Source organism: Micromonospora sp. NPDC049081 (genome assembly GCF_040648835.1).
Taxonomy (GTDB): domain Bacteria; phylum Actinomycetota; class Actinomycetes; order Mycobacteriales; family Micromonosporaceae; genus Micromonospora; species Micromonospora antibiotica.
Map to the genome: position 1 here is coordinate 13,856 of NZ_JBEZEK010000028.1, position 12,532 is coordinate 26,387.

Here is a 12,532-nt window from a genome sequence, read left to right on the forward strand (position 1 = left end):
CGGGGCGTCGACCACGGCGTACCTGACCAGGCTCGTCCTCGCAGACCACGACTGAGTGAGCTGCCAGAGGAGAGCGACCCCCGATGGGCTATCCGCTGCACGACCCGACCGCCGCCGGCGTCCCGGCGAGCCCGGACCTGCCCGCGGTCGAACGCCGCGTCCTGGAGCACTGGACCGCCGACCACACCTTCGAGGCGTCGGTGACGGCCCGGCCGGCCGGCGACGACGGCAAGAACGAGTACGTCTTCTACGACGGCCCACCGTTCGCCAACGGCCTGCCGCACTACGGCCACCTGTTCACCGGGTACGTCAAGGACGTGGTGCCGCGCTACCAGACGATGCGCGGCCGGCACGTCGAGCGGCGCTTCGGCTGGGACTGCCACGGCCTGCCCGCCGAGGTGGTGGCCGAGAAGCAGCTCGGCATCACCAGCAAGGCGGAGATCCTCGACCTCGGGGTGGCCCGGTTCAACGACGCGTGCCGCTCCTCGGTGCTGGAGTTCACCCAGGACTGGGAGCGGTACATCAACCGGCAGGCCCGCTGGGTCGACTTCACCAACGACTACAAGACCCTCGACCTGGACTACATGGAAAGCGTCATGTGGGCCTTCCGGACCCTGCACGACAAGGGCCTGATCTACGAGGGCTTCCGGGTGCTGGCGTACTGCTGGCGGTGCGAGACGCCGCTGTCGAACACCGAGACCCGGATGGACGACGTCTACCGGGACCGGCACGACCCGACGCTGACCGTGTGGTTCGGGCTGACCCCTGACGAGCGGGCCCCGGAGCTGGTGCGCGGGCCGGTGAAGCTGGGCGTCTGGACCACCACCCCGTGGACCCTGCCGTCGAACCTCGCGCTGGCCGTCGGCCCCGACATCCGGTACGCGGTGCTCGACCGCGACGGGGAACGGTTCGTGGTCGGGGAGTCCCGGCTCGGGGCGTACGCCAAGGAGCTGGAGGGGTACGAGCAGGTCGGCTGGGTGACCGGCAAGGCTCTGGTCGGACGGCGCTACACCCCGCTCTACGACTTCCTCGTCGAGCAGGCCGGGGAGCACGCCTACCAGGTGCTCGGGGCGGAGTTCGTCACCACCGAGGACGGCACCGGGATCGTGCACCTCGCCCCGGCGTTCGGCGAGGACGACCAGAACGTCTGCAACGCCGCCGGCATCCCCACCGTCGTCACCGTCGACGACCACACCCGGTTCACCGCGCTGGTCCCGCCCTACCAGGGCGAGCAGGTCTTCGACGTCAACAAGCCGGTGATCCGGGAGCTGAAGGAGCGGGGGGTGGTGCTGCGGCAGGACACCTACACCCACTCGTACCCGCACTGCTGGCGCTGCGACACCCCGCTGGTCTACAAGGCGGTGTCGTCGTGGTTCGTCGCGGTGACGCAGTTCCGGGACCGGATGGTGGAGCTGAACCAGCAGATCAACTGGACGCCCGGCCACATCAAGGACGGCTCGTTCGGCAAGTGGCTGGCCAACGCCCGGGACTGGTCGATCAGCCGCAACCGGTTCTGGGGCTCGCCGATCCCGGTGTGGAAGTCCGACGACCCGACCTACCCCCGGGTCGACGTCTACGGTTCGCTGGCCGACATCGAACGGGACTTCGGGGTACGCCTGACCGACCTGCACCGGCCGGCCGTCGACGACCTGACCCGGCCCAACCCGGACGACCCGACGGGCCGCTCGACGATGCGTCGGGTGCCGGAGGTGCTGGACTGCTGGTTCGAGTCCGGCTCGATGCCGTTCGCCCAGGTGCACTACCCGTTCGAGAACGCGGACTGGTTCGAGCACCACTACCCGGGCGACTTCATCGTCGAGTACATCGGGCAGACCCGGGGCTGGTTCTACACCATGCACGTGCTGGCCACCGCGCTGTTCGACCGGCCGGCGTTCCGCAACTGCCTCAGCCACGGCATCCTGCTCGGCTCCGACGGGCGCAAGATGTCCAAGAGCCTGCGCAACTACCCGGACGTCTACCACGTCTTCGACGCGTACGGCTCGGACGCGATGCGCTGGATGCTGATGTCCTCGCCGGTGCTACGCGGCGGCGACATGGCGGTCACCGAACCGGCGATCCGCGACGCCGTCCGGCAGGTGCTGCTGCCGCTGTGGAACGTCTGGTACTTCTTCTCGCTCTACGCCAACGCCGCCGGGCACACCGCCCGGCGTCGGACCGACTCGACGCACCTGCTCGACCGGTACGTGCTGGCCAAGACCCGGGAACTGGTCGAGACGACCGGCGCGCAGATGGACGCGTACGACATCTCCGGGGCGTGCGGCACCGTCCGGTCCTACCTCGACGCGCTGACCAACTGGTATGTGCGGCGATCCCGGGACCGGTTCTGGTCGGGTGACGCCGACGCGTTCGACACCCTGTGGACGGTGCTGGAGACGCTCTGCCGGGTGGTGGCGCCGCTGGCCCCGCTGACCGCCGAGGAGATCTGGCGCGGGCTGACCGGCGAGCGGTCGGTGCACCTGACCGACTGGCCGTCGGCGCAGGACCTACCCGCCGACCACGACCTGGTCGCGGCGATGGACGCCACCCGGGACGTCTGCTCGGCGGCGCTGTCGCTGCGCAAGGCCAAGGGGCTGCGGGTCCGGCTGCCGCTGCCGAAGCTGACCGTGGCCTCCCCGGTCGCCGACCAGCTCCGGCCGTTCGCCGACCTGGTCGCCGACGAGGTCAACGTCAAGGAGGTGGCGTTCTCGGCGGAGGTCGCCAGCTACTGCCAGCAGGTGCTGACGGTGGTGCCCCGGGCGCTCGGCCCCCGCGTCGGCAAGCAGGTGCAGCAGGTGATCAGGGCGGTCAAGGCGGGGGAGTGGGAGCTGCACGACGGCGCCCCCGTCGCCGCCGGGGTCACCCTCGCCGAGGGTGAGTACGAGCTGCGCCTGGTCGCCGCCGACGCCGAGCACTCCGCGCCGCTGCCCGGTGGTGAGGGCGTGGTGGTGCTCGACACCGAGGTCACCCCGGAGTTGGCCGCCGAGGGGCTGGCCCGGGACGTGGTCCGGGTGGTGCAGCAGGCCCGCCGGGACGCCGACCTGGACATCTCCGACCGGATCGTGGTGTCGGTGTCGGCCTCCGAGCAGGTGCGGGCGGCGGTGTCGGCGTACACCGGGTTCGTGGCCCGGGAGGTGCTCGCCGACACGGTGGACTTCGCCGACGGCCTGGCCGGTTTCACCGGTGAGGTCGGCGACGGCGAGCGGGTGACGGTGACCGTCCGCCCGGTGTGAGGTCGTCGGTGGGTCCCGGCCCGACGGGCCGGGACCCACCCGACCACCCGCGCCATCCAGCAGGCGGACGCGCGTGCACCCGTTGGGTCGCGGGGGCGTCCGTCCGCTACCGTGACACCGCCTGTTCACCGTACGACCGCCGGAGGACCCGTGCCGCTGCTCTACACCATCGGCAAGCTCACCGTGGGACCCGCGATGCGGCTGGCCTTCCGCCCGGCCGTCGAGGGACTGGAGCACATTCCGGCGAGCGGTGGCGCGATCTTCGCGGGCAACCACCTCTCCGTCGCCGACGAGCTGCTGCTCGGCACCGTAGTCCCCCGGCACCTCGCCTTCTGGGCCAAGTCGGAGTACTTCACCGGCACCGGCCCGAAGGGCGCGCTGTCCAAGTTCGTGCTCACCGGCCTGGGGGCCATCCCGGTCGAGCGGGCCGGTGGCCGGGCCGCACTGTCCGCGTTCGACGCGGCCATCCCCGCGCTGCGCGGCGGTGACCTGGTCGCCGTCTATCCCGAGGGGACCCGGTCGCCCGACGGCCGGCTCTACCGGGGACGGACCGGCACCGCCCGGCTGGCCGTGGCGGCCGGGGTGCCGGTGATCCCGGTCGGGGTGACCGGCACCGACAAGGTCCAGCCGATCGGCACCCGCATCCCCCGCCCCGGCAAGGCGAAGATCGTCATCCGGTTCGGCAAGCCGCTGGACTTCACCGGCCGCGCCGACGACCGCACCTCGCTGCGGGAGATGACCGACGAGCTGATGGCCGAGATCCAGAAACTCACCGGTCAGGAGTACGTCCCCCGCTACGCCCCCCGCCGGGCCGAGCCCACCCCGGGCGAGACCCCGGCCTGACCGCCCCCGGTCTGCAAGGGTTCTGCGCACCCGACCCGAGCTGACCTCGCCGGGCCGGCGCGTGCTCAGCCCTGCTTGGGGGTGACGATCTGGGCGCGCATGGTGGCGAGCAGCCGGGCGCTGTCGTCCACCGAGAGCCGGGTGAAGACCCCGGTGGCGCTGCTGCCGTAGTCCACCGACGTGCAGACCACCACGGCGGTGCCGCTGGAGGAACCGGTCGCGCAGCGCTCGTACCGGCCCCGGACGCCGCTGTCCACCGGTTGGGGCGTGCCCAGCGTGAACGTGTCGGTCAGCCGCACCATCGTGTCGTCCGCCTCGGACTCCGGCCGGAACCGGAAACCGGTGTCGCCGAAGACGGTCACCCGCTTGCCGTCGGAGGTGCTGTACACCCCGGCGTAGACGTCCTCGGCCAGCAGGTTCGCCTTGCGTACCTCGGTCTTGAGCTTCTCGACCTCGCGGCCCGAATCCTCACGCAGGGTCAGGTCGGCCACCTGGGTCGGCAGGGCGGCGTCGGCCGGGTACTGCTGCCAGGCCGGCCTACCGAACCAGGCGGGGCAGCCACAGCAGCAGGCCAGGCTGAGCAGCAGCACCCAGGGCCAGCGCCGACGCTTGCGACGGACGTACCCCTTGGGAGGTCGGCCCGGGTTCGGCGGTGGGGCGGCCGGTTCCGGGCGGACCCGCCGCTGCTTCGGCGGCCGGGGTGGCGCGGGCGGCGGCGCAGGTGGCAGCGCCGGGCGGGCCGGCGGCGGGGACGCCGGCCGCGCGGCCGGCACCGGCGCGACCGGGTACGGCCGGGTCGGTGAGGGTGCGGCGGGGCCGGCCGACGACACCGACGGGTACGCCGGCGCCGGGGAGTTCGGCGGGGTCGGGGTGGGGGTGTGCTGGTGGGGCGGGGGCGGGGTCGGGGTGTGCTGGTGGGGCGGGGTCGGGTCGGCGGCCGGTGGGTAGGGGCGGGTCGGCGGCGACGGCGGGTAGGGCAGCGCGGCCAGCTCCGGGTGGTGCAGGTCCCAGCCGCCGGTGTCCACGCCCGCCCACGGGTCCACCGGGGCGCGGTGTTCGGGCAGCTCCGGCGGAAGGGGCGGCGGAGGCGGCGGCACCGGGGCGAACTCCACCGACTCACCCCAGCTGCGGCGGCGGGGCGGCGGCGCGGGTACGGCGGCGGAACCGCTCCAGCGGGGAGCCGCGGGCTGCTCCAGCGTCTGGTCGGGCCGCTGTTCGAGCCGGGTGGCGTCGGGCCGGTGCTCCACCCGGGTGGCGTCGGGGCGGGGAATGCCGGGGTGCTGCTCCACCCGGGTCGGGTCGGGTCGACCGGGCGGCGGCTCGGGTGTCGGCGGCTCGGGTGCCGTGCTCCGGGCCGGAACGGTGGCCGACCCGCGCGCCGGGGTGGTGGGGCCGGGTGCGACCCCCCGTGCCGGGCTTGCCGGCTCCACCGCCGTGCCGGGCACCGGCGGGCTGAACTGTCCGGCCGGGCCTGTCGGCTCCGGCGGGCTGGCCTGGTCGGTCGGGTCCGGCGCGGTGGCCGGCTCGTCCGGCTCGGGCGGGGTGGCCTGGCTGGCTGGCTCCGCCTGGTCGGTCGGCTCCGGCGGGGTGGCCGCGTCGGTCGGGTCCGGCGCGGTGGCCGGCTCGGCCGGGTCCGGCGCGGTGGCCGGCTCGGCCGGGTCTGGCGGGGTGGCCGGCTCGTCTGGGCCTGTCGGCGCGGCCGGGGTGGCCTGGCTGGCTGGCTCCGCCTGGTTGGTCGGCTCCGGCGGGGTGGAGTCGGCGGGCGGGGAAGACTCGCCGGCCGGGTGCGTGGGGTCGCCCTGCGTGACCTCAGCGGGCTCCTCGGCCGGCGCTGCGGTGTCGGCAGGGTCGCTGTCAGGCGGTACGGGGAGGTCGGCTGGCCCGGCGGAGACCACCGGATCCTGCTGCCGACCCGGGACCGGGTCGCCCCCCTCGGCCAGCCGGTCTGTTCCCGGCTGCGGCTGCGGCATCGCGGCAATCTCCTCTCGCACCGGTTGCGAGGTTAGTACCGGGGCGCCACCTCGACCAATCGGCGGTGCCGCGACCGTCCGCCCCGCGTCCGGGAATCCCCGGCCATGCCACCGGCCGTCCGTCCGCCCGCCGGGCACCGGACACCTGCGGGCCGTCGGGGCGGTGGGGGAGACCGGGGCGGTGGGGGAGACCGGCGGTGCGGCGTGCCGTCCGTGGGTGGACGCGTACCCTTGGGCTCCATGAGTGCTCCGTCCACGACCCCGCGCCCCGCCGCGGCCACGCCCGACGACGCGGCGGTCGCGTCGCCGCACCACGACACCACGCTGTCGGTGTGGCCCCGGCTGGAGGCGCTGCTGCCCCAGGTGACCAAGCCCATCCAGTACGTCGGTGGCGAGCTGGGCGCGGTGGTCAAGGACTGGGACGCGGCGACCGTCCGGTGGGCGCTGATGTATCCCGACGCGTACGAGGTGGGCCTGCCCAACCAGGGTGTGCAGATCCTCTACGAGGTGCTCAACGAGCTGCCCGACGTGCTGGCCGAGCGGACGTACGCGGTGTGGCCCGACCTGGAGGCGCTGATGCGCACCCACGGCGTGCCGCAGTTCACCGTCGACGCGCACCGCTCGGTGCGCCGCTTCGACGTGTTCGGGGTCTCGTTCTCCACCGAGCTGGGCTACACCAACCTGCTCACCGCGATCGACCTGGCCGGCATCCCGATGCTGGCGGCCGACCGCACCGGGGCCGACCCGGTGATCGTGGCCGGTGGGCACGCCGCGTTCAACCCGGAGCCGATCGCCGACTTCATCGACGCCGCCGTGCTCGGCGACGGCGAGGAGGCGGTCCTGGAGATCACCACGATCGTCCGGGAGTGGAAGGCGGAGGGTTCCCCGGGTGGCCGCGACGAGCTGCTGCTGCGGCTGGCCCGCACCGAGAGCGTCTACGTGCCGCGCTTCTACGACGTGGACTACCTGCCCGACGGTCGGATCCAGCGGGTGGTGCCCAACCGCCCGGACGTGCCGTTCCGGGTGCACAAGCGCACGACGATGGACCTGGACGCCTGGCCGTACCCGAAGAAGCCGCTCGTGCCGCTGGCCGAGACGGTGCACGAGCGGTACGCGGTGGAGATCTTCCGGGGCTGCACCCGGGGTTGCCGGTTCTGCCAGGCCGGCATGATCACCCGCCCGGTGCGGGAGCGGTCGATCACCACCGTGGGGCAGATGGTCCAGCAGGGGCTGGAGTTCTCCGGCTTCCACGAGGTGGGGCTGCTGTCGCTGTCGTCGGCCGACCACTCCGAGATCGGCGACATGTGCTCCGGCCTGGCCGAGCAGTACGCCGGCACCAACGTGTCGCTGTCCCTGCCGTCGACCCGGGTGGACGCGTTCAACATCGACCTGGCACAGGAGCTGTCCCGCAACGGCCGGCGGACCGGGCTGACCTTCGCCCCGGAGGGCGGGTCGGAGCGGATCCGCAAGGTCATCAACAAGATGGTGTCGAAGGACGACCTGATCCGCACGGTGGTCACCGCGTACACCAATGGTTGGCGGCAGGTGAAGCTCTACTTCATGTGCGGCCTGCCCACCGAGACCGACGCCGACGTCCTCGAGATCGCCGACATGGCGCACGAGGTGATCCGGGCCGGGCGGGCGGCCACCGGCTCCAAGGACATCCGCTGCACCGTCTCGATCGGCGGGTTCGTGCCCAAGCCGCACACCCCGTTCCAGTGGGCGTCGATGGAGCGGCCCGAGGTCATCGACGGCCGGCTCAAGCTGCTCAAGCAGGCCATCAACGCGGACCGGTCGCTCGGCCGGGCCATCGGTTTCCGCTACCACGACGGCGAGCCGTCGCTGATCGAGGGCCTGCTCAGCCGGGGTGACCGCCGGGTCGGTGCGGTGATCCACGAGGTGTGGCGCAACGGTGGCCGGTTCGACGGCTGGAGCGAGCACTTCTCGTACCGGCGTTGGGTGGACGCCGCCGCCGCGGTGCTCCCGGGCTTCGGCGTGGACCTGGACTGGTACACCACCCGGCAGCGCGACGAGCTGGAGGTGCTGCCCTGGGACCACCTCGACTCGGGCCTGGACAAGGACTGGCTGTGGCAGGACTGGCAGGACTCGCTGGGCGAGTACGAGCAGGACGACTGCCGGTGGACCCCGTGCTTCGACTGCGGCGTCTGCCCGTCGATGGACACCGAGATCCAGATCGGGCCCACCGGCCGTAAGCTCCTGCCGCTCACCCCGGTCACCGCGCTGAAGGTGCCCACCGGCGCCCAGCAGTGACCGCCGACGGGGCGGGGCCGGCGCGCTGTGGCGGGCCGCCCGTCCCGTTCCGACGATCGTGAAGCTATCGTCACCGGCAGTTCGCGCCCCGGGTCGACCCGGGGCGCGGCACCACCGGCCGGCGTCAGACCGAGGAGTACGACGATCAGCAGGAAACCACAGCCGGAGGGCGGGCAGGCGCCGGTCGTCCAGCGTGTCCGGATCCGGTACGCCAAGCGCGGGCCGTTGCGGTTCACCTCCCACCGGGACTTCGCCCGTGCCTTCGAGCGGGCCCTGCGCCGTGCCGCCGTGCCGGTGGCCTTCTCCCAGGGCTTCACCCCGCATCCGAAGATCTCCTACGCCAGCGCCGCCCCCACCGGCGTCGCCAGCGAGGCGGAGTACCTGGAGGTCGGCCTCCAGGCGACGGTCGACCCGGAGCAGCTGCGGCTGGCCCTCGACGCGGCGCTCTCACCGGGCCTCGACGTGCTGGAGGTGGTCGTCGCCGCCGGGGGGAGCCTGGCCGAGCGGATCGAGGCGTCGCACTGGCGCATCGAGCTGCCCGACGTCGACCCGGACGTGGCACGACGGGCGGTGGCCGCCTTCGTGGCCGCCGACGAGGTGCAGGTCGAGCGGATGACCAAGCAGGGCCGACGGACGTTCGACGCCCGTGGCGCGGTGACCCACATCGATGTGCTGCCGCCGGGGGAGACGCCTTCCGGGGCAGCGGACTCGTCATGTGCGATACTCGAACTGGTCGTACGGCAGGTCACCCCGTCCGTACGACCCGATGACGTCCTTTCCGGCCTCCGCGTGGTGGCCGCCCTGGAGCCGCCGGTCTCCCCGAGGGTGATCCGGCTGGCGCAGGGCGTGTTGACCGCGCAGGGTGCGATCGTGGATCCGTTGGACGCGGATCGCGACGGGGCAGCCATCGGAGAACACTGACCGTCGGTCAGCGTTCTGGCAGGCAGACTTCGGCGGTCGCGCACGTCGCGTGCCCGGCGGAAACACTTTTGCGGCGATCCTGCGTGGCAGCGCTCACCCGCGCCCGGGGCCGCCAGAACTGGAGAACGTCCATGCTCGAGAACGAGCCCGAGGGCGGCGAACGGACCGGTTCCCAGCCGGCCGGCGACACCGCCGACAGCACCGTCGACGGCGGCACGGGAGCCGCCGCCACGCCACCGGAGGGCGCTGCGGCGTCGCCGGACGGCGCGGCGGCCCCCCCGACCCGGCGGCGGACCACCCGACGGCGGGTCGCGCCGCTGAGCCAGCCGGAGTTGACCGGGGGAGCGCCCGCCGAGGCGTCCGCCACCGCCGCCTCGGCCACCGACGAGTCACAGCAGGCCGAGGTGATCGTCCCGGTCGCCGGTGAGTTGGACTCCGCGCCGAAGACCACCCGACGTCGCCGCAAGGCCACCCCGGCCAAGGCGGCCGAGGAGCCGGTGGTCGCCGACGGGGTGGAGGAGGGCAGCGCGGAACTCGTCCCGCCGGTGAAGGTGACCCGTACCCGGCGGAAGAAGGCCGTCGCCCCGGCGGCGACCGAGCCACCCGCCGAGACCCCGGCCGCGCCGCTGCCGGCCGCCGAGGCCCCTGCTGCTCCGGCGGCGGTGGCTCCGGTTTCCGCAGCTCAGGAGCCGGCCGTCGCGGCGGAGGAGCCCGCCGTGGAGGCGGCTGCCCCGACCGAGCCGACCGTCGCCGACGAGGCCGAGGAGCCCCTGGTCGGGGAGCCCGTCGCGGAGGAGCCCGCAGCCGACCGGCCCGCCTCCGGGTCGACGCCACCGGCCGCGGCCGGTAACCGGACCGGGGAGGTGCCGCCCGGGGTTGCCGTGCCGGCCGTCGACGAGGCGGTGGAGCCGGCCGAGCCGCAGCCGCGGACCCGTCGGCGACGGGCCGCGATCGCCGCGCCGACGGTCCTGTTCATGGCCCCGCAGCCGGAGGAGCTGCCCACCTTCCGGGTGGTCGAGCCCGGCCCGGTCGCCGAGACACCGGTCGAGGAGCCCGCCGAGGAGCCCGTCGAGACCGGGCGGCGGCGTCGCCGTGGCCGCCGGGAGACCGAGCTGGTCGAGGCCGTCGAGCCGGTCGAGCCCGTCGTGGAGGAGCCCACCGGCGAGGCCGAGGAGGGCGCCGAGGACGACGGTGACGACGAGGACGACGACGAGTCGGCCGCCGCGCGCCGCCGACGCCGCCGGGGTCGGCGGGGTCGGGGCCGGGGCAAGGGCGGCGCGGACGACGCCGACGAGGACGACACCGAGGAGCCGGCCCAGGCCGAGGCCGAGGGGGACGACACCGAGGACGAGGGCGACGGGGACGGGCTGACCCGTCGTCGGCGTCGGCGTCGCCGTCGGGGTGCCGGGGACGTCGAGGGTGGCGCCGACGACGGCGTACCCACGGTGGTCAAGATCCGGGAGCCCCGCAAGGCCGTCGACGAGGTGCAGGGCGTCTCCGGCTCGACCCGGCTGGAGGCCAAGCGCCAGCGTCGCCGGGACGGCCGGGAGCAGCGCCGGACCCGGCCGCCGATCCTGAGCGAGTCGGAGTTCCTGGCCCGCCGGGAGGCGGTCGACCGGGTGATGGCGGTCCGCCAGCGCGGCGACCGGACCCAGATCGTGGTCCTGGAGGACGGCGTCCTGGTCGAGCACTACGTCACCCGTAACTCGTCGGGCACCATGGCCGGCAACGTCTACCTGGGCAAGGTGCAGAACGTCCTGCCCAGCATGGAGGCGGCCTTCGTCGACGTCGGGCGGGGCCGCAACGCCGTCCTGTACGCCGGTGAGGTCAACTGGGACAGCAGCGGCCTGGAGGGGCGTTCGCGCTCGATCGAGCAGGCGCTGCGCTCCGGCGACTCGGTGCTGGTCCAGGTCACCAAGGACCCGATCGGCCACAAGGGTGCCCGGCTGACCAGCCACGTCGCGCTCTCCGGCCGGCACCTGGTCTACGTGCCCAACGGCAACGCCTCCGGGATCAGCCGCAAGCTGCCCGACAACGAGCGCAAGCGGCTGCGCGACGTGCTCAAGAAGCTGGTCCCCGACGGCGCGGGCGTGATCGTCCGGACCGCCGCCGAGGGGGCCAGCGAGGACGAGTTGGCCCGGGACGTCAAGCGGTTGCAGGCCCAGTGGGAGGACATCCAGGCCAAGGCGACCGGTGGCGGCGCTCCGGTGCTGCTCTACGAGGAGCCCGACCTGGTCATCCGGGTGGTCCGGGACCTGTTCAACGAGGACTTCCGCGAGCTGGTCATCGAGGGTGAGCAGTCGTACGGCATGGTCGAGTCGTACCTGTCGCACGTCTCGCCGGACCTGGTCGACCGGGTGCGCCGGTACGTCGGCACCGCCGACGTGTTCACCGAGTACCGCATCGACGAGCAGATCATCAAGGGGCTGGACCGCAAGGTCTTCCTGCCCTCCGGTGGTTCGCTGGTGATCGACCGTACCGAGGCGATGACCGTCATCGACGTCAACACCGGCAAGTACACCGGCTCCGGGGGCAACCTGGAGGAGACGGTCACCCGCAACAACCTGGAGGCGGCCGAGGAGATCGTCCGCCAGCTGCGGCTGCGCGACATCGGCGGCATCGTGGTGATCGACTTCATCGACATGGTGTTGGAGTCCAACCGGGAGCTGGTGCTGCGCCGGCTCACCGAGTGCCTGGGCCGGGACCGCACCAAGCACCAGGTGACCGAGATCACCTCGCTCGGCCTGGTGCAGATGACCCGTAAGCGGATCGGTGCCGGCCTGCTGGAGGCGTTCAGCGAGCCCTGCGAGTGCTGCAAGGGCCGGGGCCTGGTGATCCACACCGAGCCGGTGCCGGAGAAGCCGCGTGCCGTCAACGGCGGCGCGGGCGACCGGGTCAAGGCCGTCGCCTCGGCGGTCACCGCCCCGGCGGCCGAGCCGCCGGTCAGCGCGTCGTCGCGGCGGCGGGCCCGCAAGGCGGCCACGGCGGAGCGGACCGTGGTCGAGACCACCGACGCCACCGACGTCGAGGTCGCCGCCCCGGCGGTCGACGCCGGCTACGACGACACCATGGGCTACGACCTGTCCCGGTACGAGACGCAGACCCCGGCCGTGGCCGACGCCCAGACGGGCGAGTCGGCCCGGCTCGCGGGGGCGGACGACCCGGACGCGCTCGGCGAGGCCGACGGCGACGACGACGGCGGGGAGGCCGGCACGGGCCGGCGTCGTTCCCGCCGGGGCGGTGCCCGTCGCCGTACCCGACCGTGACGGGCTGACCCGCGCCTGGCAGCACCGGACC

At 73.6% G+C, this 12,532-nt stretch carries 6 protein-coding genes; 5 read left to right on the plus strand and 1 reads right to left on the minus strand.

What is annotated here, in order from left to right; all coding sequences use genetic code 11:
- The first annotated feature begins 83 nt into the window (after positions 1-83).
- Positions 84-3,230, plus strand: a complete 3,147-nt coding sequence (gene ileS / locus AB0B63_RS27890; protein WP_208570940.1) for an isoleucine--tRNA ligase — start codon at positions 84-86, stop codon at positions 3,228-3,230.
- A 150-nt stretch (positions 3,231-3,380) separates the two neighbouring features.
- Positions 3,381-4,073, plus strand: a complete 693-nt coding sequence (locus tag AB0B63_RS27895; RefSeq protein WP_208570939.1) for a lysophospholipid acyltransferase family protein — start codon at positions 3,381-3,383, stop codon at positions 4,071-4,073.
- Positions 4,074-4,138: 65 nt separating this feature from the next.
- Here AB0B63_RS27895 and AB0B63_RS27900 read toward each other — a convergent pair whose 3' ends face one another.
- Positions 4,139-6,064, minus strand: a complete 1,926-nt coding sequence (locus AB0B63_RS27900; protein WP_357024011.1) for a hypothetical protein — start codon at positions 6,062-6,064, stop codon at positions 4,139-4,141.
- A 219-nt stretch (positions 6,065-6,283) separates the two neighbouring features.
- Between AB0B63_RS27900 and AB0B63_RS27905 the strand changes: the two genes are divergently transcribed.
- The 3 genes from AB0B63_RS27905 (at position 6,284) to AB0B63_RS27915 (ending at position 12,501) form a co-directional block, all read left to right on the plus strand.
- A complete protein-coding gene (locus AB0B63_RS27905; protein WP_208570142.1) occupies positions 6,284-8,314 on the plus strand; it encodes a TIGR03960 family B12-binding radical SAM protein in 2,031 nt (676 codons plus the stop codon).
- 201 nt (positions 8,315-8,515) lie between these two features.
- Positions 8,516-9,235, plus strand: a complete 720-nt coding sequence (locus AB0B63_RS27910) for a TIGR03936 family radical SAM-associated protein (protein ID WP_357024105.1) — start codon at positions 8,516-8,518, stop codon at positions 9,233-9,235.
- A gap of 131 nt (positions 9,236-9,366) precedes the next feature.
- Positions 9,367-12,501 carry an Rne/Rng family ribonuclease gene (locus tag AB0B63_RS27915; RefSeq protein ID WP_357024014.1) on the plus strand — a complete coding sequence of 1,045 codons (3,135 nt, stop codon included), beginning with the start codon at positions 9,367-9,369 and terminating at the stop codon, positions 12,499-12,501.
- Positions 12,502-12,532: the final 31 nt, after the last annotated feature.